The sequence below is a fragment of the Leucobacter alluvii genome (assembly GCF_039530485.1).
GTDB lineage: Bacteria > Actinomycetota > Actinomycetes > Actinomycetales > Microbacteriaceae > Leucobacter > Leucobacter alluvii.
Window position 1 is genome coordinate 600,274 of record NZ_BAAAOP010000005.1, and the last position, 25,599, is coordinate 625,872.

The 25,599-nt window shown below is 66.7% G+C and carries 21 protein-coding genes and 3 tRNA genes; 11 read left to right on the plus strand and 13 right to left on the minus strand.

The window, feature by feature from the left end; translation table 11 throughout:
- Positions 1-25: 25 nt before the first annotated feature.
- On the minus strand, positions 26-247 hold the full coding sequence (locus ABFX18_RS07330; protein ID WP_090148810.1) for a DUF7455 domain-containing protein: 222 nt from the start codon (positions 245-247) through the stop codon (positions 26-28).
- A 195-nt stretch (positions 248-442) separates the two neighbouring features.
- On the opposite strand from ABFX18_RS07330, the gene ABFX18_RS07335 reads away from it, so the two are divergent.
- Positions 443-2,536: a DNA gyrase/topoisomerase IV subunit B gene (locus ABFX18_RS07335; RefSeq protein WP_211648350.1), complete on the plus strand. Its 2,094-nt coding sequence runs from the start codon at positions 443-445 to the stop codon at positions 2,534-2,536.
- Positions 2,537-2,696: 160 nt separating this feature from the next.
- On the opposite strand, the gene ABFX18_RS07340 is transcribed toward ABFX18_RS07335, so the two are convergent.
- The gene (locus tag ABFX18_RS07340; RefSeq protein WP_346057876.1) at positions 2,697-5,168 is read right to left on the minus strand and encodes a DNA gyrase/topoisomerase IV subunit A; all 2,472 of its coding nucleotides are present in this window, start codon (positions 5,166-5,168) and stop codon (positions 2,697-2,699) included.
- 10 nt (positions 5,169-5,178) lie between these two features.
- Here ABFX18_RS07340 and ABFX18_RS07345 point away from each other — a divergent pair, with 10 nt between their 5' ends.
- The gene (locus ABFX18_RS07345; protein WP_346057877.1) at positions 5,179-6,369 is read left to right on the plus strand and encodes an alkaline phosphatase family protein; all 1,191 of its coding nucleotides are present in this window, start codon (positions 5,179-5,181) and stop codon (positions 6,367-6,369) included.
- Positions 6,370-6,413: 44 nt separating this feature from the next.
- On the opposite strand, the gene sepH is transcribed toward ABFX18_RS07345, so the two are convergent.
- Positions 6,414-7,643, minus strand: coding sequence for a septation protein SepH (gene sepH, locus ABFX18_RS07350; protein WP_346057878.1), 1,230 nt, complete (start codon positions 7,641-7,643; stop codon positions 6,414-6,416).
- Between the two features lie 212 nt (positions 7,644-7,855).
- Here sepH and ABFX18_RS07355 point away from each other — a divergent pair, with 212 nt between their 5' ends.
- Positions 7,856-8,146: a DUF4193 domain-containing protein gene (locus ABFX18_RS07355; protein ID WP_090148821.1), complete on the plus strand. Its 291-nt coding sequence runs from the start codon at positions 7,856-7,858 to the stop codon at positions 8,144-8,146.
- Positions 8,147-8,350: 204 nt separating this feature from the next.
- On the opposite strand, the gene ABFX18_RS07360 is transcribed toward ABFX18_RS07355, so the two are convergent.
- Complete coding sequence (locus ABFX18_RS07360; RefSeq protein ID WP_346057879.1) at positions 8,351-8,824, minus strand: DUF3093 domain-containing protein; 474 nt, start codon at positions 8,822-8,824, stop codon at positions 8,351-8,353.
- An 89-nt stretch (positions 8,825-8,913) separates the two neighbouring features.
- Here ABFX18_RS07360 and dut point away from each other — a divergent pair, with 89 nt between their 5' ends.
- From dut to dxs, 5 genes are all read left to right on the plus strand, one after another.
- Complete coding sequence (gene dut / locus ABFX18_RS07365) at positions 8,914-9,405, plus strand: dUTP diphosphatase (protein WP_346057880.1); 492 nt, start codon at positions 8,914-8,916, stop codon at positions 9,403-9,405.
- A 17-nt stretch (positions 9,406-9,422) separates the two neighbouring features.
- Positions 9,423-10,097: a DUF3710 domain-containing protein gene (locus ABFX18_RS07370; RefSeq protein WP_346057881.1), complete on the plus strand. Its 675-nt coding sequence runs from the start codon at positions 9,423-9,425 to the stop codon at positions 10,095-10,097.
- A complete protein-coding gene (locus tag ABFX18_RS07375) occupies positions 10,094-10,942 on the plus strand; it encodes a DUF3159 domain-containing protein (RefSeq protein ID WP_346057882.1) in 849 nt (282 codons plus the stop codon). The genes ABFX18_RS07370 and ABFX18_RS07375 overlap by 4 nt, the downstream gene beginning before the upstream one ends.
- Before the next feature lie 63 nt (positions 10,943-11,005).
- The gene (gene acnA, locus ABFX18_RS07380) at positions 11,006-13,693 is read left to right on the plus strand and encodes an aconitate hydratase AcnA (RefSeq protein WP_346057883.1); all 2,688 of its coding nucleotides are present in this window, start codon (positions 11,006-11,008) and stop codon (positions 13,691-13,693) included.
- 138 nt (positions 13,694-13,831) lie between these two features.
- The gene (gene dxs, locus ABFX18_RS07385; protein ID WP_200328899.1) at positions 13,832-15,784 is read left to right on the plus strand and encodes a 1-deoxy-D-xylulose-5-phosphate synthase; all 1,953 of its coding nucleotides are present in this window, start codon (positions 13,832-13,834) and stop codon (positions 15,782-15,784) included.
- 109 nt (positions 15,785-15,893) lie between these two features.
- On the opposite strand, the gene ABFX18_RS07390 is transcribed toward dxs, so the two are convergent.
- The 4 genes from ABFX18_RS07390 to ABFX18_RS07405 form a co-directional block, all read right to left on the minus strand.
- A complete protein-coding gene (locus ABFX18_RS07390) occupies positions 15,894-18,029 on the minus strand; it encodes a 3-hydroxyacyl-CoA dehydrogenase NAD-binding domain-containing protein (RefSeq protein ID WP_211648364.1) in 2,136 nt (711 codons plus the stop codon).
- Positions 18,030-18,032: 3 nt separating this feature from the next.
- Positions 18,033-19,274: a thiolase family protein gene (locus ABFX18_RS07395; RefSeq protein ID WP_234037039.1), complete on the minus strand. Its 1,242-nt coding sequence runs from the start codon at positions 19,272-19,274 to the stop codon at positions 18,033-18,035.
- Between the two features lie 75 nt (positions 19,275-19,349).
- Entirely contained in the window at positions 19,350-20,540 is a 1,191-nt protein-coding gene (locus tag ABFX18_RS07400) for a ribonuclease D (protein WP_346057884.1), read from the minus strand.
- A 5-nt stretch (positions 20,541-20,545) separates the two neighbouring features.
- A complete protein-coding gene (locus ABFX18_RS07405; protein WP_346057885.1) occupies positions 20,546-21,163 on the minus strand; it encodes a DUF3000 domain-containing protein in 618 nt (205 codons plus the stop codon).
- Between the two features lie 80 nt (positions 21,164-21,243).
- Here ABFX18_RS07405 and ABFX18_RS07410 point away from each other — a divergent pair, with 80 nt between their 5' ends.
- Genes ABFX18_RS07410 through ABFX18_RS07420 form a run of 3 tightly spaced genes read left to right on the plus strand, consistent with a single transcriptional unit; the run spans position 21,244 to position 24,057 of the window.
- The gene (locus tag ABFX18_RS07410) at positions 21,244-22,440 is read left to right on the plus strand and encodes an alpha/beta hydrolase family protein (RefSeq protein ID WP_346057886.1); all 1,197 of its coding nucleotides are present in this window, start codon (positions 21,244-21,246) and stop codon (positions 22,438-22,440) included.
- Between the two features lie 28 nt (positions 22,441-22,468).
- A complete protein-coding gene (gene zapE / locus ABFX18_RS07415) occupies positions 22,469-23,527 on the plus strand; it encodes a cell division protein ZapE (RefSeq protein WP_090148851.1) in 1,059 nt (352 codons plus the stop codon).
- A 5-nt stretch (positions 23,528-23,532) separates the two neighbouring features.
- Complete coding sequence (locus ABFX18_RS07420; RefSeq protein WP_346057887.1) at positions 23,533-24,057, plus strand: type II toxin-antitoxin system PemK/MazF family toxin; 525 nt, start codon at positions 23,533-23,535, stop codon at positions 24,055-24,057.
- A gap of 61 nt (positions 24,058-24,118) precedes the next feature.
- Here ABFX18_RS07420 and ABFX18_RS07425 read toward each other — a convergent pair whose 3' ends face one another.
- The 5 genes from ABFX18_RS07425 to ABFX18_RS07445 form a co-directional block, all read right to left on the minus strand.
- Positions 24,119-24,475 (minus strand): VOC family protein, encoded by a 357-nt coding sequence (locus ABFX18_RS07425; protein WP_090149783.1) that lies wholly within the window; start codon positions 24,473-24,475, stop codon positions 24,119-24,121.
- A gap of 68 nt (positions 24,476-24,543) precedes the next feature.
- The gene (locus tag ABFX18_RS07430; RefSeq protein ID WP_346057888.1) at positions 24,544-25,149 is read right to left on the minus strand and encodes a class I SAM-dependent DNA methyltransferase; all 606 of its coding nucleotides are present in this window, start codon (positions 25,147-25,149) and stop codon (positions 24,544-24,546) included.
- 76 nt (positions 25,150-25,225) lie between these two features.
- Positions 25,226-25,297: transfer RNA gene (locus ABFX18_RS07435), tRNA-Val, on the minus strand.
- 27 nt (positions 25,298-25,324) lie between these two features.
- A tRNA-Cys gene (locus ABFX18_RS07440) sits at positions 25,325-25,395 on the minus strand.
- A gap of 43 nt (positions 25,396-25,438) precedes the next feature.
- Positions 25,439-25,511 (minus strand) — tRNA-Gly (locus ABFX18_RS07445).
- Between the last annotated feature and the right edge of the window lie 88 nt (positions 25,512-25,599).

The window sequence follows — 25,599 nt, forward strand, 5'->3', positions numbered from 1 at the left end:
CCGGGGGCCTTCTCGATCACGCAGCTTATGCGTTGAGCTTGTGGGTCTCGTCGTGCCAGGCCTCCGCCATCGGGCGGAGCTTCGGCTCGTGCTTGTTGGCGTGGTGCGCGCAGAACAGCAGCTCGCTCCCGCCCAGCAGCACTCGGACGTATGCCTGCGCGCCGCAGCTGTCACAGCGATCCAGCGCGCTCAGGGGACGATCCGCGGATTCGACCTCATCGGTGCGCTCCTGCTCGAGTGTCGTCATGGCAACCTCCTCTTCATCTTCATTCACTTCGTGACCATCCAAGCACGCTCTGCTCGGAATCCCCCCATTCGTGCTCGCGGGTTCGCTGACCGCGTATCCGACTCGTCCACCCGCTCACTCGCCGGGGCACCTCCGACTGAGTGTCGGCGGCGTGCCCTAGTGTTGAGCCGTCATCAACCTGAGGAGATCTGAGCAGTGGCAGATTCCAACTATTCCGCGCGGCACCTGACGGTACTCGAAGGGCTCGAAGCGGTCCGCAAGCGACCCGGCATGTACATCGGCACGACCGATTCGCGCGGGCTCATGCATTGCCTCTGGGAGATCATCGACAACTCGGTCGATGAGGCTCTCGCGGGGCACGGCGATGAGATCGGGATCACGCTCCACGACGACGGCAGCGTGACCGTCACCGACAACGGCCGTGGCGTCCCGGTCGACATCGAGCCGAAGAGCGGGTTGAGCGGAGTCGAGCTCGTGTTCACGAAGTTGCACGCGGGCGGCAAGTTCGGCGGCGGAGGGTACGCCTCCTCCGGCGGCCTGCACGGCGTCGGCGCGTCGGTCGTGAACGCGCTCTCGTCGCGGCTCGATGTGGAAGTGGACCGCGACGGCAAGACCTGGGCGATGTCCTTCCGCCACGGTGAACCGGGCGTATTCGCGGGCGACGGGCCCGACAGCCCGTTCACTCCGTTCGAAGAGTCGTCGGAGTTGCGGGTCGCTGGCAAGGTCAAGCGCGGCATCACCGGAACCCGCGTCCGGTATTGGGCCGATCCCCAGATCTTTCTGTCCTCAGCGCGATTCGAGCCGGAGTCACTGGTCGCCCGCGCGCGCCAGACCGCCTTCCTGGTGCCCGGCCTCGCCATCGAGATCACGGACGAGCGAGCGGAATCGCTGGACAAGGACGGGCATGCTCCCGTGCACCGCTTCGCGTACGAGGGCGGTCTGTCCGAGTTCGTGGACTTCCTCGCCGTCGATACGCCGCTGACCGACACCTGGCGCATCACCGATACCGGCAAGTTCACGGAGACCGTGCCGGTGATGGACGAGAAGAGCGGGCACCTCGTCTCGCGCGAGGTCGAACGGGAATGCGAAGTCGACGTGGCGCTGCGCTGGGGAACCGGGTACGACACGGAGATCCAGAGTTTCGTCAACATCATCGCGACGCCGAAGGGCGGCACCCATCTGGCCGGCTTCGAGCAGGGACTCACCAGGTTCTTCCGCAAGCAGATCGAGGTCAACGCGCGCAAGCTGAAGGCGGGCAGCGATAAGCCCGACAAAGACGACATCCTCACCGGTCTCACGGCGGTCGTGACGGTGCGCGTTCCGGAGCCGCAGTTCGAGGGGCAGACGAAAGAGGTGCTCGGCACCGCGGCCGTGCGCGCCATCGTCTCGAAGGCGATCGTGCAGGGACTCACCGCGCGCTACGAATCGACGAAGAAGCCCGATAAGACCCAGACGAGCGCATTGCTCGAGAAGATGGTCTCTGAGATGAAGGCGAGGATTGCGTTGCGGGCGCAGCGCGACACCGCGCGTCGCAAGAGTTCGCTCGAGAGCTCCTCGCTGCCGGCGAAACTCATCGACTGCCGGTCGAAGACCGTCGCTGAGACCGAACTCTTCATCGTGGAGGGCGACAGCGCTCTGGGCACGGCGCGCCCGGCCCGTGACAGCGAGTTCCAGGCCCTCCTCCCGATTCGCGGCAAGATCCTCAACGTTCAGAAAGCCTCGGTCGCGGAGATGCTGAGCAACGCCGAGTGCGGCGCCATCATCAAAGTCATCGGCGCGGGGTCGGGCCGAGACTTCGAACTGGAATCCGCTCGGTACGGCAAGGTCATTCTCATGAGCGACGCGGATGTCGACGGCGCGCACATCCGAACGCTCCTCCTGACCTTGTTCTTCCGCTACATGCGCCCCATGCTCGAGGCGGGGCGGGTGTACGCAGCCGTGCCGCCTCTGCACCGCGTCATCGTGCAGAACGCCGGACGCAAGCCGAATGATGTGATCTACACCTACAGCGAGCGAGAGCTGACGACGCTTCTCGCCGATCTCAAGAAGCGGGGCAAGAAGTATCTGGAGCCGATTCAGCGGTACAAGGGTCTCGGTGAGATGGATGCGGATCAGCTCGCCGAGACGACCATGGATCGGGAGCACCGGGCACTCCGGCGAGTGCGCGTCGAAGACGCGCATGCAGCATCTCAGATCTTCGAGTTGCTGATGGGCAACGAGGTCGCTCCCCGCAAGGAGTTCATTATCGAGAACGCCGACGATCTCGATCGGGAACGCATCGATGCCTAGGGCTCTATCGCTAGCGCTCTAACCCTGGCGCCCTATCGCGCCGAGACCTCCTTTCGCGCTCTGCTCAGACCCTTAAGAGCACGGAAAGCGCAGTTCGCGCTCCGCTGCGTGTGCGGAAGGGCACGAACTGCGCCTTCGAGCGCTGAGGCGCCTCCGCACCCTACGGAGCGACTCCGACGTACGCCGCGGACCCGTCGATGGGCTGGCCAGATCCATCGCGCTTGCCCAGCTCCGTCGGAAGCTTCCGGGCCGTGCCATCCGAGGCGAGCGCGCGCGGCTCGCCCGCGCCGACCCAGGCGCAGGCGATCTGGTCTTCCCATTTGAGGAAGCGCTGGGCCCTGACTCCGCCCGTCGCACGGCCCTTGGCCGGAAACTCAGCCCAATCCGAGACCTTCGCCGTGGCGACGTCAGTGCCGGGAAGCGTGATCGAGCTATCCGCGACGGTCACGACGCGCGCCTCAGCGCCCTCAGGCACAGCCCCGGCGAAGACGACACGCGCTTCGGGCGAGAGCCGCATCCCTGCCATGCCCGCGGCGGGGCGCCCCTGCGGACGCACGGCCGTCGCCGGGAAGCGCAGCAACTGCGCATCGCTCGACACGGCCGCGATCTCCGTGTCGTCGGGTGCGGCGAACGCTGCGACCACGGCGTCGCCCGACTTCACGCCGATGACCTCGAAGGACGGTTTCGCCGGGAGGTCCGTCAGCAGCACGCGCTTCACGATGCCCTGTCGGGTGAAGATTCCGACCGGCGTATCCGATTCGAGGGGGAGTAGCCCGACCACCGTGAGGTGCTTGTCGGTGACGCCGATGTAATCGAGGAGCTTCGCTCCGGCCGAGAACGCGATGCTCGCCGCGGGAACCAGCGGCAGATCCACCGGGGTGAAGCGGTGCAGCGTCCCGTCGGAGAGAATGGCTCCCATCTCACCGCGGACGGTGCCTTCGAGCGAGGTGAGCACGGCGCCGTGCTTCGTCGCCCGGGGCGCGGGGCGAATGGCGCTGGGTGCATCGGGATCTCGGTCGATCCGGAGCGCGCGGCCGGTCACGGAAAGGAGAACCGTGCACGGGGTATCGGCGACCTCGAGCGAGGCCGCCGTCGACGCCGTGCGGGTCGGGCGAAGGACCGCGCCCGTGAGCACTGTGCGACGCGGGGTGCCGAAGGCTTCCGCTGCCTCGTCCATCTCCTGGGCGACGACGTCGCGCAGGCGATCCTGATCACCCAGAATGGCGAGCAGGCGATCGATCTCAGCCTGCAACTCATCGCGTTCGGCCTCGAGCTCGACACGCGAGAATTTGGTCAGTCGGCGCAGCCGCAGTTCGAGAATGTACTCGGCTTGCGCTTCGGACAGCTCGAAGACCTGCATCAGCCTCGATCGCGCAGATTCCGCGTCATCGCTGGTGCGGATGAGCTGAATGACCTCATCGATGTCGAGGATCGCGATGAGCATGCCTTCGACCAGGTGCAGGCGCTCGCGCCGCTTCATCAGCCGGTACTCGGAGCGACGCGTCACGACGGAGATGCGGTGGTCGAGGAACACTCGGAGCATCTCTCGAAGCCCGAGCGTCTGCGGCTGCCCCTCGACGAGTGCGACTGAGTTGATGCTGAACGAATCTTCCAGCGGGGTGTACCGGAACAGCTGTTCGAGCACTGCTTCGGGGGAGAAGCCGGTCTTCAGCGTGATGACGAGCCGGAGCCCGTTCTTGCGATCGGTGAGGTCCGCGACGTCTGAGATACCCGAGAGCTTCTTGCCCTCAACGCCCTGCTTGATCTTCTCGATGACGCGCTCAGGACCGACGAGATACGGGAGTTCGGTCACCACGAGTCCGGTGCGTCGAGGAGCGAGCTGCTCGACGGCCACCTTCGCGCGCGTGCGGAACGCGCCGCGGCCCGTGCGATACGCGTCTTTCACGCCGTCGAGACCCACGATGGTGCCGCCGCCGGGCAGGTCGGGGCCGGGGATGTACTCCATGAGTTCATCGACGGTCGCATCGGGGTGTCGCAGCAGGTGCTTGGCCCCGTCGACGACCTCGATGAGGTTGTGCGGGGCGAGGTTCGTGGCCATTCCGACCGCGATCCCACTCGCTCCGTTCACGAGCAGGTTGGGAACCGCAGAGGGCAGCACCTCGGGCTGCAGCAACTGGCTGTCGTAGTTCGGTACGAAGTCGACGACGTTCTCGTCGAGCGACTCCGTCATCGCGAGCGCTGCTCCCGCAAGACGCGCCTCGGTGTACCGCGAGGCCGCAGGCCCGTCGTCGAGCGACCCGAAGTTGCCGTGGCCGTCGACGAGCGGGAGTCGCATGGCGAACCCCTGGGCGAGCCTCACGAGCGCGTCGTAGATCGAGGAGTCGCCGTGCGGGTGCAGCTTTCCCATCACCTCGCCGACGACGCGCGCGGACTTGACGTGCCCCTTCTCCGGCCTCAAACCCATGTCTTGCATCATGTACAGAATGCGTCGCTGCACGGGTTTCAAGCCATCGCGCGCGTCGGGAAGTGCCCGCGAGTAGATGACGGAATAGGCGTACTCGAGGAACGACCCTTCCATCTCTTGCAGGATGTCGATATCTTCGATGCGCTCGCCGGCGAGTTCGTGGGACGCGTCCGGTGTGCCGGCGGACGTACTGCGGGGGTCGGTCATAATGGATTTCATGCTACCGACGACCGCCGACAACGGCGCGAGGCTTGCCGCGATTCTGCCAAGCGGCCTCGCCGCGGTCGCGCGAGGCCTTGCGGCCCCACTCCCGCCGCAGCTGCACTATGCGGATTCCGAGCAGCTTCCCGCACTCCGATCGTTCGTGATGATCGTGGTGGACGGTCTCGGCAGTGCGAACCTCTCGGCTCGCGCCGGCCACGCTCCCGCCCTCGCCAGACTCCCGCGCAAACGGATCGAGACGGTGGCTCCGTCGACGACGGGGGCGGCGCTCACCACGCTGCTCACCGGGCGCCTTCCCGGTGACCACGGCTTGATCGGGTACCGCATTCGGCACCCGGAACTCGGTCTCGTCACGACGCTCCGCGATTGGGACGGCATCGAGGAGCGATCCTCCTGGCAGCACGCCACACCGCTGTTGACGCACGCCGCATCGATCGGTGCGCGTGCCGTCGCGATCGGCCGACCCGCTCATGCATCGGGAGGATTGACGGAGGCCATTCTCACGGGCGCCGAATACCTCGGCGGTCAGCGAATCGAGGACAGGTTCGCCATCGCGTCGCGGGTGCTTCGCGAAGACGCCCCCGCGATCGTCTACCTGTACATCGACGAACTCGACAAGGCCGGCCACGAGCACGGCTGGCAGAGCGAGCAGTGGGGGCGGCGCCTCGAGCAGTTCGACGCCTCGCTCGAGGGATTCTTGCGCAGCATTCCTGGCCAGGTCGGGGTAGCTCTGACCGCCGACCATGGAATGGTGGACATCGCGCCGCACCAGCAGGTGATGCTCGAGGCGGATCCCGATCTGCTCGAAGGCGTTGCGGCGATCGGGGGCGAGCCGCGCTTCCGATCCCTCTACCTGCACGAGGGCGGAGACGCCGACGCCGTCGCAGCGGCGTGGCAACGAGCCGAGGGCAACCGGGCGTGGGTCGGCACACGCGCAGAGGCGATCGCCGCCGGCAGTTTCGGGCCCGTGCGGTCTGATGTGGCCCCGCGTCTCGGTGACGTGCTGATCGCAGCCCGCAAGCAGGTCGCCTACTTCACGAGTACCGAGGATGCCCGCGTACTCTCCATGGTCGGCCAGCACGGCTCGTTCACTGACGAAGAGCGCGGAGTGCCGCTGGCCCTCGGCGGAGCTCTCGCGGGTTCCTCATTCGGAGCGAGCGTACAGGCTACGGCGCGCCGAGCATAACCGGGCGCGGCGGCGGTCGACCGGCAGGGCCGCGCGACCGCCGCTCAGTTCGCGGGGTCTTCGTCGCTGCGCGTTCCGAACAGGATGTCATCCCAGCTCGGGATCGAGGCGCGACCCTTTTTCGTGGTGCGCTCGGCCTCCGGCGCCTCCGCCGATGATTCGGGCGGAGTGGGAGCCGGAGTGACCGTTCGAGACGGCGTTCCGGAGACGCCAGCGGTGCTCCAGATGCTTCGGGGAGCCGGGGGCGCATCCGACCCGGGCTCCGGGGTGCGGGTCGGATGCGCACGCTCGCCGCGAGCGGGATCGGGTGCGGCGCCAGATCCCGACCCACCGTCGGCTTCCGAGTTGCCGAGCGCCGCGAGATCGAGCTCCTGCGGTTGCAGCTCGGGGCTGGGATCGGCTTCCTGGCGTTTTCCCTGATCACGCTCGCCGCGCCGCTTTCGCAGTGCATCGAGCAGGTCGGCGGTCTGACTGAGATCGGCGGGAGCCTCGGCATCCGACGAGATCGCACGCTGGTCGATCTCCCGCCGCCGCGCGAATTCGACGTTCGGGTCGGCGGGCGATGACGTCGCCTCGTCACTCGTCTCCCGAGCTCCTTCGTCTTCGGGCCGGCCCTCATCGTCGCCATCGCTCGGCAGGCCTTCGGCGTCGAAAGCGCCCGAGTCGAATCGACCGGAGCGCTCCGCCGTGTCCACGGCGCGGAGCTTGGGAATCAGTCGCTCGCCGACGTCGCCCTGCTTCGAGAGATTCACCGCATCCGGGTTGATCGGAGACAGCACGCTCTTGCGATGATCGAACGTCCACACCGCGCGGTGCCCGACATCATGGGAGGCGAATTCGAGGCTGACCATCCAGCCGCGCTCCTCATCTCGCCAGGACGACCACTCGCTGGTCTCCGAACCGAGAGCGGCGAGGCGCTCCGCTATGACTGCCCCGAACCGCTGATCTCCGTCGTCGTTGGCCTCAGTACGAACGGGAACCGCGTGAGCGCGTTCCAGGATGTATCGGCGCTCGGCGAGCACCGGCTCCTCGTAGCGCTCGATGTCCGCATCGTCGAGCCCGGTCTCCGAGGCGACCTGCGCGCGGGTCTTCCCGGCGCGGATCAACGATTGGATCTCGCGCGGCCCGACTTTGCCCGGCTGGCGCTCCCGACGCGCGAGGTGGCGGAGTTCGCTCAACGCGGCCTCGTCCACGACGAAGCGGAACTCGTCGCCAGCGTCGTTGGCGACGATCAGCGACCGGTCATCTCGGCGCACAAAGCGCAGTTCGTCCATCGGCGCATCCCTTCGTGAGTCGCGACCCAGAGTGTCACACGGAACGGCCTCTTGCGGGGATTGATGCGGCGCGTGGCGAAACGGGAGAGGTCGAAACTTCGCGCTCAGAGAACTTTCGGAGCAAGGGTTTGCGCGAGAAGTGCATCGTGCGGCAGACTATGGCCGCTCGAAGGATAAGGTGCCGACATACCGGCCCGGGAACGCAGGAGAGAATGGCCACGGATTACGACGCCCCGCGCAAGACTGAAGAAGACGCCGAGTCGATCGAGGCGTTGAAGGAGCGCGGGCCGGCAAAGGGCGCGTCGGGCCTCGACTCCGATGACGCTGACAACCCGAGTTTCGACCTCGGTGGGAATGACCTCTCCGACGTCGAACTCGACGTCATCGTGCTTCCGCAGCAGGACGACGAGTTCACGTGCGTGAGCTGCTTCCTGGTGCGCCACCGCTCGCAGATCGACCACGAGACCGACCTCGGCCCGGTGTGCCGTGAATGCTCCAACTGAATCGCATCGCGATTCAGGCATTCGCGGCTGACGCCACCGCGTCAGAATGCTCCAACTGAATCGCATCGCGATTCAGGCATTCGCGGCTGACGCCACCGCGTCAGAATGCTCCAACTGAGCCGCGGATCCGCGGCGCGAGAACGGCCGCCCTTCCGTCGAGGAGGGGCGGCCGGTCGTATTGCAGCGGGCGGAGGCCGCGGCGACTCACTCCGCGCGGGCGGCAGTGATCGCGTCTGCGAGTTTTTGCGGGTGGCGGCTCGTGAGGATCCAGTGCGGAGCGGGATCGGCCGGGTCGACGTTGGCGATCCGCACGCCCCGATGGATCCATCCGCGCAGCAGCAGGTAGTTCCGCGCGTCGCTGCCCGGGCCGATGGCGGCCTTCAACCGTTCGGCGCCCAGCAACTCGATGTCGCCGAGGAGCGCGACCGGGATCTCGGCGCGTCCTGCGACCAATCGGCCATTCTCCACGGTGATCGACGGGCTCAGGAGCAGGAATGTCACTGCCAGGATCACGTACACGGCGACGCCCGTCGGGATCGCCCATTGCGCGTTGATCGGGGTGAGCACCAGCGCCACCGCGGGTATCACCAGCACCAGCGCGATGAAGAGGCTCACGCCAGGAAGGAGCCGCTCCCGATACGTCGTGGTGGGCGTGACGGTGATGGGGTCTCGGGTCATACCCTCCATTATCCCGCGGCCCACTTCGGAGAGTGCTCCGCGACTGCTCGCCTGTACGCATGCACGGAGGAATCCGCTAGCCTGAGCTGGTGACTGATGTGGTTGAAGTACCGATCGTGGCGGATCTTCCGCCGCACTACGCCCACGCCAACGATGCGGGCGCTGACTTGCGCGCGGCTGAGGCCGTCGAACTCGGACCGGGGGAGCGCGCCCTCATTGGCACGGGCGTGTCGATCGCCCTTCCCGATGGATACGCCGCGTTCGTGGTCCCACGGAGCGGTTTGGCGGCGAAGCACGGCATCACCGTTGTGAACTCGCCCGGAACGGTCGATGCCGGGTACCGGGGCGAGATCAAGGTGACGCTGCTGAACACCGATCGGTCGGAGCGCTTCGCCGTCGCCGAGGGTGATCGAATCGCCCAGCTGATCGTGATGCCCGTGACCCGCGCGGTATTCGTGCCGGTCGCTGAACTGCCGTTGAGCGAGCGCGGCGTTGCAGGCTTCGGGTCCACCGGCGTGAGCGATGCACCGCGCGCATCCGAGGCGGATGGCCGCCGAACGAGTTCGACCCCCGCGGTCTAGATCAAGGAGTAGCAACTATGAGCGAATCGCAGACGCCAGAGCAGGGCTCGGCTGACGAAGTCGAATTGAGCGAACGGACGGCGGACGTCGTCGACGATGCGAAGTCAGCGCCCTCCGACCGCGATACCGCGGGCCCATTCGACGCAGCAGAGGTTCCGGCGATGCGTCCCTACGTCGACCTCGGCGGCATCAAGGTCGCTCCGCGCGAAGGTCTGCAACTGCGGCTCGAGGTGGACGAACGTGCGAATCGTGTGATCGCGGTGTCGCTCGAGTACGCGGAATCACTGCTGCAGGTGCAGGCATTCGCCGCTCCGAAGAAGACGGGGCTCTGGGGTCCGGTGCGAGCGGAACTGACTCAGCAGATGACGTCGCAGGGCGGCACTGTTTCCGAGGAACACGGGGTGCTCGGTCCGGAGCTCCTCGTCCAGACCCCCGCCCCTGGAGATCAAGGGGGAACGCGCGTCGCCCGTTTCGTCGCGGTCGATGGGCCGAGGTGGATGCTTCGCGGAGTGATCATGGGCAAGGCGGCACTCGATGCCGAGGCGCGCGAACGCGTGATCGAGCTGTTCCGCGAACTCGTCGTCGTGCGAGGCGAACAGCCGATGCCGCCGAGCGAGCTGCTGCAGCTGAAGGTTCCCGCGGGCGTCCAGGGCCAGCGACAGGCGCCTCCCGCCGGAACGCTCCCGGTGTGAACGACACCGGGCGCGGCTCTGCGGAGGAGCGGTTCGACGGCTCCGGGGCCGATCATCGAACACCGCTGACGCTTCCGGCATCGGAGCCCGATGCCGGAGGCGCTGGTGCGGCCGAATCGTCGGCATTCGGAGGTGCACTCGGCCGCACCGTGCGTGCCGGCATGTCAGGGGAGTCGCTCTCGGGTCGAGGTGTGCTTGACGCGATCGGCGGCTGGCGTGGCGTCGCGGAGACGCTCGTACCCGGTCTGCTCTTCCTCGTCATCTTCACCTTCACCCGGGATGCGCGAGTCTCAGCGATCGCCCCAGCCGCTCTCGCGCTCGTCGCGGTCGTCGTGCGCCTCGTCCGGCGCGAGCCTCTCGTCTCCGTCTTCTCCGGCGCCGCCGGCGTCGCGATCGCTGTCGTGGCGACGCTTCTCACGGGCCGGGGCGCCGACTACTACGTTCCGGGGTTCATTACGAACATCGCGTGGTCGGCGGGCTTGCTCATCTCGATGGCGGTCGGATGGCCGCTCGTCGGCGTCGCCCTCGGAGCGCTTCGGGGCGACCTCACCGGATGGCGCCGCGACCGCACCCTGAAGCGGGTGGCGATGTGGCTCACCCTGCTGTGGAGCGGACTCTTCATCGCGCGCCTCGCCGTCCAGGTGCCTCTCTACTTCGCAGCGCGCGAGCCCGAGGGCATCGCCGCGACCGACGCCCTCGGAATCGCTCGGCTCGTGATGGGGGTGCCGCTGTTCGCACTCGTGGTCGTCTTCACCTGGATGGTGCTCAGCAAGCTGACGCGATCATCAGATGAACCCACTGGCGAAACTGGCGCGAGCACTGGGCAAAACACCCCGCTCACCTGACATCCTCCACGGCCGACTCGGGTGTAGAATTATCTTGACATCGAGACACATTGGAGGAGCTCAATGGGAGCCGTCAACAGCTTCGAAGCGAAGAGCACCCTCGCCGTCGGCGAGAAGGAATACGGGATCTACCGAATCGACCAGGTCCCCGGTCATGAGCGGCTGCCGTACAGCCTGAAAGTACTGCTGGAGAACCTCCTCCGCACGGAAGACGGCGCCAACGTCACGCGCGCGCACATCGAGGCGCTCGGCAACTGGGATCCTGCAGCGCAGCCCGACACCGAGATCCAGTTCTCCCCGGCTCGCGTCATCATGCAGGACTTCACGGGTGTGCCCTGCGTCGTCGACCTCGCCACGATGCGCGAGGCGGTCGTCGATCTGGGCGGCAGGCCCGACCAGATCAACCCGCTGGCTCCCGCCGAGATGGTGATCGATCACTCCGTGATCTCCGACGTGTACGGCACGGCTGACGCCGCGGCCCGCAACGTCGAGATCGAGTACCAGCGCAACGGCGAGCGCTACCAGTTCCTCCGCTGGGGTCAGGGCGCCTTCGATGAGTTCAAGGTCGTTCCGCCCGGCACCGGCATCGTGCACCAGGTCAACATCGAGTACCTCGCGCGAGTGACCTTCACTCGCGAGATCGATGGCGAGCTGTTCGCCTACCCCGACACCTGCGTCGGGACCGACTCGCACACCACGATGGAGAACGGCCTCGGCGTTCTCGGCTGGGGCGTCGGCGGCATCGAGGCCGAGGCCGCGATGCTCGGCCAGCCGATCTCGATGCTCATCCCGCGCGTCGTCGGGTTCAAGCTCTCCGGTCAGATCCCTGCGGGCGTCACCGCGACTGACGTGGTGCTCACCATCACTCAGATGCTGCGCAAGCACGGCGTCGTCGGCAAGTTCGTGGAGTTCTACGGCGAAGGCGTCGGGTCCGTGCCGCTCGCGAATCGCGCGACCATCGGCAACATGAGCCCGGAGTTCGGCTCGACGGCCGCGATGTTCCCCGTCGACGATGTCACGCTCGACTACATGCGACTCACGGGGCGGCCCGAGGATCAGATCGAGCTCGTCAAGACGTACACGCAGGCGCAGGGCATGTGGCACGATCCGTCTCGCGAGCCTGAGTTCAGCGAGTACCTCGAGCTCGATCTCAGCACCGTCGTTTCGTCCATCGCAGGCCCGAAGCGACCGCAGGATCGCATCGAGCTGACGAACTCGAAGTCGCAGTTCGAAACCGACCTGAAGAACTACGCACAAGCAGCGAACCCGGCGAAGGTGAAGGACGAGCAGGGGCGCGAGTTCGAGATCGATCACGGCGCGGTGACGCTCGCGTCGATCACGTCGTGCACGAACACCTCTAACCCGTCCGTGATGCTCGCGGCCGGCGTCCTCGCGCGAAATGCCGCCGCGCGCGGGCTTCGCGCGAAGCCGTGGGTGAAGACCACGCTGGCGCCGGGATCCAAGGTCGTCACCGACTACTACGAGAAGTCCGGCCTCAACCACGATCTCGAGAAGCTCGGCTTCTACACAGTCGGATACGGCTGCGTCACGTGCATCGGCAACTCCGGTCCGCTGAACCAGGAGATCTCCGACGCGGTCAACGAGCACGATCTCGCTGTGACGGCAGTGCTCTCGGGCAACCGCAACTTCGAGGGGCGCATCAACCCCGACATCAAGATGAACTACCTCGCGAGCCCGCCGCTCGTCATCGCGTATTCACTCGCCGGCACGATGGATTTCGACTTCGACACCGACGCGCTCGGCCAGGACGAGGCCGGAAACGATGTGTTCCTGCGCGACATCTGGCCCGACCCGGTCGAGGTGCAGAAGATCGCCGACGAGTCGATCGACTCGGGCATGTTCCTCGAGAAGTACGCGACGGTGTTCGACGGTGATGAGCACTGGACGTCGCTGCCGACCCCTGACGGCAACACCTTCGCCTGGGACGAGAAGTCGACGTACGTGCGGAAGGCACCGTACTTCGACGGTATGCAGCTCGAGCCGACGCCGGTCACGGATATCTCGGGGGCTCGGGTCCTCGCCAAGCTCGGCGACTCGGTCACCACCGACCACATCAGCCCTGCCGGCAGCTTCCGTGCCGAAACCCCTGCGGGCCGATACCTCGTCGAGAACGGCATCTCTCCGAAGGACTTCAACACCTACGGGTCGAGGCGCGGCAACCACGAGGTGATGATTCGTGGAACCTTCGCGAACATCCGCCTGCGCAACCAGCTGCTCGCCAGCGAGAACAACGGCGCCGGCGTCGAAGGCGGCTTCACGCGCGACTTCACGCTGGAAGGCGCCCCGAAGTCGTACATCTACGATGCATCGCAGAACTACCAGTCAGCTGGTATTCCGCTGGTGGTGCTGGGCGGCAAGGAGTACGGATCGGGCTCGTCTCGCGACTGGGCAGCGAAGGGCACCAGCCTCCTGGGCGTGAAGGCCGTCATCACCGAGAGCTTCGAGCGCATTCACCGCTCCAATCTCATCGGAATGGGCGTGCTGCCGCTGCAGTTCCCGGAGGGGGAGAACGCGGAGAGCCTCGCACTCGACGGCACCGAGACCTTCGACATCTCGGGCATCACGGCGCTCAACGAGGGCGTGACTCCGCGAACGGTCTCCGTCACGGCGACGCGCGAAGACGGCACCTCGGTGCGTTTCGACGCGGTCGTTCGCATCGACACCCCGGGTGAAGCGGATTACTACCGCAACGGAGGCATCCTGCAGTACGTGCTTCGTTCGCTCGTCTAGTTCGGGATCACGCCTCTGCGTCCGTGCGCGACCAGCGCCCGGACGCAGAGGCCTGTGCGGCGGCAGTTCGGATGGCGGCCCCGAGTAGACTGAGGGGATGCTCTGACCCTCCCGGTCGGGCGGAACGGAGGTCGGCGGGTGGCGATCCTGGATCGAATCCGAGAACCGCGTGATCTCGACGCGCTGACGCTCGAGGAGTGCGAGTTGCTCGCCGCGGAGATCCGTGAGTTCCTGATCGCCGCGGTGTCGCGCACTGGAGGGCACCTCGGACCCAACCTGGGGGTCGTCGAACTCACGATCGCGCTCCATCGCGTCTTCCGCTCGCCGAGAGACCCGATCGTCTTCGATACTGGCCATCAGAGCTACGTGCACAAGCTGCTCACGGGTCGACGGGACTTCTCAGGTCTGCGCAGTCGCGGCGGGCTCGCCGGCTACCCGCAGCGTGCAGAGTCGGAGCACGACATCGTGGAGAGCTCGCACGCCTCGAGTTCACTGAGCTGGGCCGATGGTATCTCCCGAGCGTTCGCGCGTCGCGCCGAGACGGACCCCTCGCAACAGCATCGCCACGTCGTCGCCGTCGTCGGCGACGGTGCGCTCACGGGCGGGATGACCTGGGAAGCGCTGAACAACATCACCGACGACAATGACCGCAACCTCGTGCTCGTCGTGAACGACAACGGACGGTCGTACGCCCCGACGATCGGCGGCATGGCCCGGTTCTTGAACTCCGTGCGTTCGAAGGACGCCTATCGCGATCTGCAGGAGGGCAGCGAGAAGCTGTTCTCCCGTCTCGGGACGCCGGGCCGCACCGTCTATCGTGCGGCGCGGGGAGCGATGCGCGGATTCGTCAGCCGCGCTTCCGATAACCAAGACCTCTACTCGAATCTCGACATCAAATATCTCGGACCGGTCGACGGCCACGATCTCCACGCCGTGGAGGAGGTGCTGCGCCAGGCGAAGGGCTACGGACGCCCGACCCTCGTGCACGTCATCACCGAGAAGGGTCGCGGTTACGCACCAGCCGAGAACGACATCGCTGACCAGTTCCACGCGATCGGCCAGATCGATCCCGGAAGCGGCGAACCCGTGGAAGTGGTGGGTGGCCGGAGCTGGACATCGGTGTTCAGGGAGCGCATCGTCGATCTCGCGGAGGCAGATGATCGCATCATCGGTATCACCGCGGCGATGCTCGTGCCGACCGGACTCGACCTGCTCGCATCACGGCTACCCGGCCGTGTGATCGATGTCGGTATCGCAGAGCAGCACGCAGTGGCGAGTGCTGCTGGCCTCGCATACGGTGGTCTGCACCCGGTGGTGGCCGTCTACGCGACCTTCATGAACCGTGCGTTCGACCAGCTCCTCATGGATGTGGCACTGCACCGGGCTGGCGTGACCTTCGTGCTCGACCGAGCCGGAATCACGGGCCCGGACGGCGCGAGCCACAACGGCGTCTGGGACCTCGCCACCTTGCAGGTGGTCCCCGGCATCAGGATCGCCGCACCGCGCGACGCGCAATCGCTGTCGGAGGAACTGGGCGAAGCGGTCGCGATCGACGACGGCCCGACAGTGCTGCGTTACCCCAAGGGTGCGATCGGCGACGACATCCCCGCGCTGCGTCGTCTGCACGACGGTGTCGAGGTACTCCGCGAGACGGAGATCGCGCGACGGGAGTACCGGGATGTGCTCTTCGTCGCGGTGGGGCCCATGGCTTCCATTGCGCTTGCTGCGGCTGAACAACTGGAGCGCGACGGCATTTCTTCCACCGTGATCGATCCACGCTGGGTCGTGCCCGTCTCCGGGTCACTCGTCGAGCTCGCGGAGCAGCACCGCCTGGTGATCACGATCGAAGACGGTATTCGCGTCGGCGGCGTCGGTACTCGCATTCGCCAAGCGCTCCGCGATGCGGGCGTCGACACCGCGGTGAGCGAACTCGGCACACCCGACGCGTTCCCGGGTCACGCCTCCCGTGCGGAGTTGCTGGCCGACGCTGGCCTCACTGCAGACCAGATCGCCGCTGCCGTGGCCGAGCAGGTGCGCGGCGATCGCGTACCGATCGCTCGCCCTGCAGCCAGCGATCGCCCTGTGAGCTGAGAGGGTCGGGCGAGTACGTCGCCGATGCCGATGCCCGACGGGCGCTGAACGGTGAAGCGGGGCGGGTGGGATCGACTCCCACCCGCCCCGCTTCGCCGTCCCGTCGGCCTTAGCGAGCTCCCGCGATCCGAGGATCGTGGAACGTCCCACCGAAGGCGCGCTCACTCGCGCCCGAGCGGTCGAGATACGGTGTCGCACCGCCCGCCTGGAAAGGCCAACCGGCGCCGAGAATCAGGCACAGATCGATGTCTTCCGCCGCGGCGACGACGCCTTCATCGAGCATGATCTTGATCTCACCCGCGAGCTCGTCTTCGACCCGACGGAGGATCTCCTCCTCGCTCACTGCTGTCTTGCCGAGCGTCACGACTTTCTTGCCCGACTTGGAGAGATCTTCGACCTTCCCCAGCTTCGACTTGACGAGGGGCTCTTCCACCTCAGCGAGCCGGTGCAGGTTCTCGGAGGCGTAGAAGCGGTCGGGGAACGCGGCCACCATGGTGTCTTGCACGTGGGCGGCGACCTTCCAACCGACGAGGTCGATGAGCTCGAACGGCCCCATCGGCAGCCCGATGGGAGCGAACGCACGTTCGACGACCGGAAGTGGGGTGCCAGCGTCGAGGGCGCGCGCTGCTTCGCCCATGACTTTCGCAAGGAGACGATTCACGACGAAGCCGGGGCGATCGGCGGTGATGACCGCACTCTTGCCGAGTTTCTTCGCGATGACCATCGCCGTCGCGAGAGACTCGTCGTTCGTTGTCGGTGTGCGCACCACCTCGATGAGCGGCATGACCGCGACCGGGTTGAAGAAGTGGAATCCGACGAGCCGTTCGGGGTGGGAGAGCCGCTCGCCGATCTCGTGCACCGAGAGCGAGGAGGTGTTCGTCGCGAGGATGGCGGTTTCCGAGATGATCGACTCGATCTCCGAGAAGACCTGCTGCTTGACGCCGAGCTCTTCGAAGACGGCTTCGATGACCCAGTCGCAGTCTGCGTACTGCGACTTGTCGGTCGTGCCGCGCACGAGGTCCTTGATCTGGTTCGCGTCATCAGCCGTGAGCCGACCCTTGTCGAGCATCTTGTCGACTTCACCGCGAATGTACTCGAGCCCCTTGTCCACGCGCGACTGATCGAGATCCGTGATCAGCACCGGCACACGCAGTTTGCGGGCGAACAGCAGGGCGAACTGGCTCGCCATCAGTCCCGCGCCGATGACGCCCACCTTCCGCACCGGCTTCGCGAGCTGCGTATCCGGGGCTCCCGCCGGTCGCTTCGCACGCTTCTGCACGAGGTCGAAGGCGTAGACCGAAGCTGCGAACTGATCTCCCGAGATGAGCTGGGCGAGTGCTTCATCCTCGCGCTCGAACCCGCGCGCCAGATCATTGTCCTTGGCAGCGCTGAGCAGATCGAGGGCTGCATACGGCGCTTTCGCGGTGGTGCCGATACGCGCCTTCAGCGTGTCGCGAGCGATCTTGATGGCAGCCGGCCACTTCGTGAGCCGTTCCAGCTTGCCCGGCACATGCTTGCGGTCCACCTTCACGGACCCCGAGATGACGCCGTCGGCCCAAGCGATAGAACGCTCCAGGAAGCTCGCGGCGCCGAACATCGCGTCGAAGAGTCCCATCTCGAACGCCTGCTTCGGCTTCAGCATACGATTGTTCTTCAACGGATTCGAGACGATGATCTCGAGCGCCTGCTCGATCCCGATGAGGTTCGGAACGATCGTCGCGCCACCCCAGCCGGGAATGATGCCGAGGAACACCTCCGGGAAGGCGAGGGCAGCGGTCGAAGCGTCGAGCGTGCGGTAATCGCAGTGCAGAGCGATCTCCATCGCTCCGCCGAGCGCGAGGCCATTCACGAATGCGAATGAGGGAACGCCGAGCTCACCGAACTTGCCCAGAACGAAGTGGCCGAACTGAGCCATGAGTCGCGCGTTCTCCTCCGTCGCGAGGGTCGACACCTTCGAGAGGTCGGCTCCGGCGGCGAAGATGAACGGCTTTCCGGTAACGGCAACGGCTGCGATCTCACCTGCGGCGGCGCGACGACGGAGCTCGTCGAGTACGTTCCCGAGCCCCTGGAGGGTCCGGGGCCCAAGTGTATTCGGGCGGGTGTGGTCGCGCCCGTTGTCGAGGGTGATGAGCGCGAGCGTGCCGCCGGACGGGAGCCGCACATCTTGCACGAGGGATTCGGTGACGACCTCGTCGTCGGAAGCTGCGATGAGCGGAGAGAAGTCGATGCTGCGGTAGTCGGTCATGGCTTACTTGCCCTTCTTTCCGTCGAAATGCGGGTTCTCCCAGATGGCGGTACCGCCCTGACCGAGGCCGACGCACATGGCGGTGACGCCGTAGCGCACGTCCGGTCGCTGCGCGAACTGGCGGGCGAGCTGCGTCATCAGCCTGACCCCCGACGCCGCGAGCGGGTGCCCGAACGCGATCGCCCCGCCCCAGGGGTTCACGCGAGGGTCGTCGTCGGCGATGCCGAAGTGGTCGGTGAACGACAGCACCTGCACCGCGAACGCCTCGTTCAGTTCGAAGAGACCGATGTCATCGATGGTCAGGCCGGCGCGCGCGAGCGCCTTCTCTGTGGAAGGCACCGGTCCGAGTCCCATGACCTCGGGCTCCACACCGGCGAATGCGAATCCGACCAGGCGCATCTTGACGGAGAGACCGAGCTGCTTGGCCGTGTCTCCTCCGGCGAGCAGGGAAACCGTCGCACCGTCGGTGAGCGGCGAGGCGTTACCCGCGGTCACGCGGCCATGCGGGCGGAAGGGGGTCTTCAGCGTGGCCAGACCCTCCATCGTCGTCTCAGGGCGGCGCCCCTGATCCTCCGTCGCGAGGCCCCAGCCCGACTCGGAGCGCGTGGCGACCGGAATGAGGTCCGCCTGGATGTCTCCGCGGTCGTAGGCGGCCTGCACCTTCTGCTGGCTCAGCATGCCGAACCGGTCGGAGCGCTCCTTGGTGAGGGCCGGGAAGCGATCGTGCAAGCGCTCAGCCGTGATGCCCATGTTCAGCGCATCGGGGCTCACGAGCTTCTCAGCGACGAATCGCGGATTCGGGTCGGCGTCGAGCCCGATCGGGTGGCGCCCCATGTGCTCGACGCCTCCGGCGACCGCGAGGTCGTACTGCCCCGCTCCGATCGCTGCGCCCATGAACGAAGCCACGGTCAGTGCGCCGGCGCACATGCGGTCCAGCGCGAAGCCGGGCACCGTCACGGGGATGCCCGCGAGCATCGACACCGTGCGACCGAGTGTCAGCCCCTGGTCGCCCTGCTGCGTCGTCGCCGCGATGCCCACGTCATCGATGCGATCGAGCGGAAGCTCGGGATTGCGCTCGATGAGCCCCTGGAGTGCTTTGACCGCCAGGTCGTCTGCACGCGTTCCTGCATATATGCCTTTGTCGCCTGCTCGCCCGAACGGGGTGCGGACACCGTCTACGAACACGACTTCTCTCATTGCGGCCACTTCGCCTCCATCAGCATTGGTGATCTGCGTCGTTTCCATACTAGAGAGACGGAGTGTCACGCGGAACCGGACGTACCGAGGGCACTGTGATTTCGCGGGGGAGTTGCGATTCGCTTATGGAAGATCTACAAAAGCTTCGGCAATGATTGGTGCAGTGATGCCAATCTGCCAGTCCCTCGCGCCGAGCTCCTTGAGACGGAGTGCGACGCCGGTCTCCGAACGATCCACGGGCGGGCGCCATACAAGGCGCCGAAGGGTATCCGGGGTGAGCAGATTCTCGAGCGGGATGTTCCTCGCCGCCGATTCCTGCTCGATCCGCGCTCGCACCGCGTCCAAGCGCGCCGCGGCATCGGGATCCCGCTGGGCCCAGAAGCGATGGTGCGGAATCGAATCGGGATCCCGACGTTTCTGGCCGGGAAGATTCTCGGTGGTCTTCCCCCGGAGGATCGCCGCCCACCACCGGTCGAGCTCGCTGCGGCTCGCCCGGCCCTTGAAGTCGCGCAACCGCGCAAGGTCGCCTTTGGACCGAGGATTCGCGCTCGCTGCTGCGACCACGGAGGAGTCCGGTATCAGGCGCCCGGGTGCGACGTCGCGCTCACGAGCGAGAGCGTCACGGCCCTCCCAGAGCTCTCGCGCCAAAGCGAGTGCTCGCGGAGTCTTCAGCGAATTCCCGCCGGAGAGTTTGCGCCATGGTTCTTCCAAGCGCGGCTTCTCCGGCTTGGTGCGCGTCGCTTCGAATTCTTGGCGGGCGAACTCCGTCTTCTGCTGCGCCTCGAGCTGGGCCGCGACGGCGTTCCGCAGATCCGGCAGCAGGACGACGTCGAGCGCTGCATACTCCAGCCAGTCGGCAGGAAGCGGACGCTGCGACCAGTCCGCGGCCGAGTGGGCCTTCTCGAGTGTGATCCCGAGCAGGAGTTCGACGATCGCTCCGAGACCCACACGCTCGAATCCGAGCAGCCGCGCGGCCAGTTCGGTATCGAAGAGCTGCGTCGGCACCAGTCCCAAGGCGGCAAGACAGGCGAGATCCTGCGACGCCGCGTGCAGGATCCACTCGGCATCGCCGATCGCTCGCTGCAGCGGGGCGAAATCCTCGATCCCGATCGGATCGAAGAGATACGTGCCGGCGCCAGCGCGGTGCACCTGCACGAGGTACGCCTCGCCGCCGTAGCGGAATCCCGAGGCGCGCTCGGCATCCACGCCCACCGGGCCGTGCCCCGCCGCGAGCGCCGTCGAAGCGGCCAGGAGACCCTCCGCGTCGGTGACCATCGTCCACTCGATGTCGAGCTCCGCCTGGGAGATCGTCATGCTGTTCATACCCCTTCCGCGGCTTGGCGGGATCGCCGTGCCGCGATGGAGTCTATTCCCTCAGCGTGGGGCAGTCCCGCCAGCAGGCAGACGAGCTCCGACCACGCCTCCGCATGGACGCCGAAATCCGAACCCGTCGGAGTCCATGAGGCTCGCAGTTCGATCTGCGCGGAGTCACCGCGCGCCTCGAGTGCGCCGAAGCTGCTCGACAGGGTCTTCGTCGCGGTGCCGGACAAGTAGACGTATCGAGCGCCGCGCGAGTCCAGCGCGTCGACCAACCACGACCAGGCCACATCGGAGATGAACGGATCGACGCCGATCTCGAGCTCGAGAGGTGCCTGGGCGAAGCACACGATCCGGAAGGGACCACCCCACTCGTCGACGGCTGATTCGTCGTGCATGAGCACGATCCGGCCGGCGCCATAGGGTGACTCGAGAGCGGTCTCCGCCGTCGCTCCACCGCGCGCTCCACGGGCGACGCCCGCTGCGAACGCAATCGACTTCGGAGCGATGCGCTCCGGCGCCGGGATCTCCTCGGAGACGAGTTCTTCACGCAGGCGCGCGTTCCGGAGTTGCTCGGACGCCGTGTCGAAGTCGACGTGGGTGCCATTGATGCGTGCCATCACACAGGCGACACTAGAGTTTGCTGTGAACATCACGCCGGTGCCACGCCGTGATGCGGGGAACAGGGGAGGGCAAGCCCATGCAAGGACTGCGCTGGGGGCGAGCGCTCGCACTCGGGATTGCCGGCGTACTCGGCGGCGGTGCGATCGCGGCGTCCGTCGGCTCGATACTCGGCGGAGCCGCGCTCGCGCGACGAGCGGTGACCCCGGCTGTCGTTCCCGAATCTCCGGTCACCGTGATCCGGATATCCGAGGCCGGAGGCTCACCGGAGCGGAGGCAGGTGCATCTGCGGGGTGCCGATGCGGATCTCCCCGGCCGGTACTCGTTCATCTTCGACGGAGGCGCTGGCCATGCGCGACTGGGGGAGGTGATCGCGATCGAAGGCGAGACGGTGGTGCGCGAGCTCGTCGCCGTCGATCGCGGAACGCTTCAGGCGGAGACCCGCGGAAGAATCACGGGGTGGTGGTTCACCGCCCCGGAAGAGCTCGGGTACCGCGTTGATCGGATCACGTACCGCACCGAGCTCGGCGAGGCGGACGCCTGGATCGTGCATCCGCGCTTCGCGCGCAAGCGTCGGTGGGCCGTCCACGTGCACGGACGCGGGGCGCTGCCGCAGGAGACGCTGCGAGGCGTGATCCCGCTCGCGCGCAGCGGGATCACGAACCTCGTCATCTCCTACCGCAACGATCCGGGCGCGCCTCCCGGCCTTGGCGGTCGTTACGGCGTGGGGTTCTCGGAGAGCCGAGACGTGGATGCGGCGATCGCCGAAGCCCGGCGACGAGGAGCCGAGCGGGTGACCCTCTTCGGCTGGTCCATGGGCGGTACCGCGTGCCTCGTTGCTGCCACCCGAGGCGTCCACCGCGCACTCATCGACGGTCTGATCCTCGACTCGCCCGCAGTGGACTGGAGCGCGTTGCTCCGCTACCACGCCACGGCGCAGTCAGTGCCTGCGCCGATCGCAGGTCTCGGGGTCGAGATGCTCTCCAGGGGCCTCGTCACGGGTGGCGAGAGCGGCGGGCTTCCGATCGCGACGCTGCACCCCGAGACGTTCGCGCCCGAACTCACTGTGCCGGTCCTCATCCATGCCAGCACAGCTGACACGTTCGTGCCGTCGGCGGGAGCGGAGCGGCTCGCCGAGTTGCGCCCCGACCTCGTACAGCTTCGAATGCAACCCGGGGCCGAGCACGTGAAGCTGTGGAACGTGGACCGCAGCGGTTGGGAAGCGGTGACCCGCGTGTTCGTCCGTGCCCTGCCGCACCAGCCCTGGCGCGGCTGAGCAACGCGGCGACGGTACACTATCGGTGATGGTCTCAGACTCCCAGCACAGCACCGCCAGTCTCGTCGATCGGCGCCCCACGATCAGTGGCACCGAACTCGTAGCGACGCTGGTTCCACCGCCGCAGTTCGATCGCGCGTCGTTCGATTCGTACCGGCCGGACCCCGATTATCCGTCGCAGGAGGAGGCTCGGGAGCTGCTGCGCGCGTTCGCGGCTCCAGCTCCAGCCGTGTCTCGCGGGGGATTCTTCGGTTTCGGGCGGAAGAAGGCGGAGTCTGTTTCAGCCGCGCCCACCAAGCCCGGCATCTACCTCGACGGCGGATTCGGGGTGGGTAAGACCCACCTTCTCGCGGCGACCTGGCACGCCACGACCGGACGCAAGTACTTCGGAACGTTCATCGAGTACACCGCGCTCGTCGGTGCTCTCGGGTACAACGGCGCCGTCAGCGTGCTTCAGGGCGCTCGCCTGATCTGCATCGACGAGTTCGAGCTCGATGATCCGGGCGACACGATGCTGATGACACGCCTGATCGGCGATCTCACGTCCACCGGCACCAAGTTCGTCGCAACCTCCAATACGCCGCCCAACGCGCTCGGAGAGGGGCGCTTCGCGGCCGCCGACTTCATGCGCGAGATCCAGGCGATGTCCGATCGTTTCACGACGATTCGCATCGATGGCGTCGACTACCGGCAGCGCGACCTCGAAGGAGACGCGGTTCCGCTCTCCGACGAGGAGTACCGCTTCGCCCTCGCCGATGTCGCTGCAGCGCACGAGCGCATGACGGACGACGACTTCTCCGCGCTGATCGAGCATCTCGCGACCGTGCATCCGTCGAGCTACAGCGGCCTCCTGACGGGCGTGCAGTGCATCGGCCTGCGCGACGTTCACGTGCTGACGGACCAGTCGTCCGCCTTGCGATTCGTGGCCTTCATCGACCGCGTGTACGACGCTCAGATCCCCATCCGCGCTACGGGTGCGCCGATCACCACCGTCTTCGGCGGAGGCATGCTCGACGGCGGATATCGCAAGAAGTACCTGCGCTGCATGTCGCGTCTCAACGCGCTCTCGGCGAGCGAGATCGCGTAACGGAGATGGGGCGGGGGAACGTATCGCGCACGGTCTCTGGACTCCTGCGTTCGCTGGCCTCGGCGCTCCTGAAGCCCGCGCGGCCCACTCCTTCCGTTCGGCGGGATCTCGGGCGGAACGACGTCGCAGAGGATCGGGACCTCACGCTCGCCGAGATTCGCGGGTTGCGCCTCGCCTACGCGCCAGACCCGGACGGCGCCCCGGATCCGGGCGAGATCGTATGGGCCTGGGTTCCGTATGCCGAGCATGACGGCAGGGGCAAGGATCGCCCCGTGCTCATCATCGCGCGAATCGATGCGGCAACGACCGCCGGATGCTACCTGAGCACGAAGCAGCACCGCGGGTTCGTTTCGGTCGGAACCGGTCGTTGGGATGGTCAGGGGCGCGAGAGCTTCCTCGCGACCGACCGAGTGCTGCGCTTACCGGACGCGCGGGTGCGCCGAGAAGGACACGTGCTCGAGCGCGGTCGCTTCGTCGACGCCGCCGGCGCCGTGATGCGCGCGCACGGAGTCCACGCGCCCGAAGGCTGATTCGGGCGCAGCTCGCAGCGGTCGGCGCCCAGCCGTCCGCACGCTCAGTGATCCTGCCGCGCTACACGACAGTGCAGAACGGGTGGCCGACGGGATCGAGGTAGACCCGGAACGTGTCATGGGACTCGATGTGGCGAGCGCCGAGCGCGAGCACGTCGTCGTGGGCACCGGCCAAATCAGGCACCGCGATATCGAGGTGCGCCTGCTGATCGCCGTCATCGCTCGGCCACACGGGTGCGGCATAGCCTGGGGACTGCTGGAAGGAGAGCTTCGCCCCGATGCCATCGATCCGAAGATCGACCCAGTCGTCCCCGTCAGCCTGAATCGTCCCCCCGACGAGGCCGCGATAGAACTCCGCGAGCGCCCGCGGGTCCGGGCAGTCGAGAACGAAGCTGTGAAGGGTACCGAGGTGTGCCATGAGTGTTCCCATCTCGACGCCGATGTTCTGGTCACCTCCATTGTGCGGTGCGGTTCCTCGCCCGGCAATCACTCTTCGACACGTCGGGCTTCGAGCGAGCACTGCGGTCGCGCCCCCTCGGGTGTGCGCTCACTCACTCGATGCAGCTCGAACCCTGCAGAGACGAGCCGTCCGGCGAGTTCTCCGGGTGGCCACCGGTAGGCGGTGACCACGGCGTGCGCAAACGGCTCCAGCTCCGGCCAGGCGAAGGCCCCGAGAAGCAGACGGCCGCCGGGAGCCAAGATGCGGGCGAACTCGGCGAGAACTGCGTCGACCTCAGCCGGCGGAGTGTGGATCAGCGAGAACCACGAGAGGATTCCACCCGCGGAAGCCGTGGCGACGCCGCTCCGCGCGAGATCCGCGACGCGGTACTCGCTGCGCGGAAAGCACTGGCGCGCGATCTCGATGAACGCGGGGGAGAGGTCGAAGCCCGATATCTCAGCGCCCTGACGGCGCAGATCGTCGGTCCAGTGGCCCGGGCCGCAGCCGGCATCGACGAGGGGGCCGCTGCACCGTGCCGCCCATTCGCGAATCTCTGCGACATCGTGAGCGGGGGCTGCGTCGACGGAGGCGAAGAGGTCGGCATATTCGGCCGCCCGCGCATCGTACGAGCGTCGGATCGCGGTGGCTGACATCGCTCCACCCTAGTGCGCCGCGTGATGCGAGGTCACTGGGGAAAGAAAAAGACCCGGCCGGGGCCGGGTCTATCTGTGCGCGATACTGGGATCGAACCAGTGACCTCTTCCGTGTCAGGGAAGCGCGCTACCGCTGCGCCAATCGCGCCTGTTCAGGCTATTCAGTTGTGAGACGAGGTGGCGACGGGATTCGAACCCGTGTATACGGCTTTGCAGGCCGCTGCCTCGCCTCTCGGCCACGCCACCGTAGTTTTGTTACCATAAGTTTCCGAGCAAGCTCGGGCACTAGAGCGGATGACGAGACTCGAACTCGCGACCCTCACCTTGGCAAGGTGATGCGCTACCAACTGCGCTACATCCGCATTTCACCGCGTTACCGCGACCTGAATAACTATAGGGAAGCGGCGCCGGGGGTGCAAATCGGTGCGGCCATCCCGGGCGCGCCGCCTC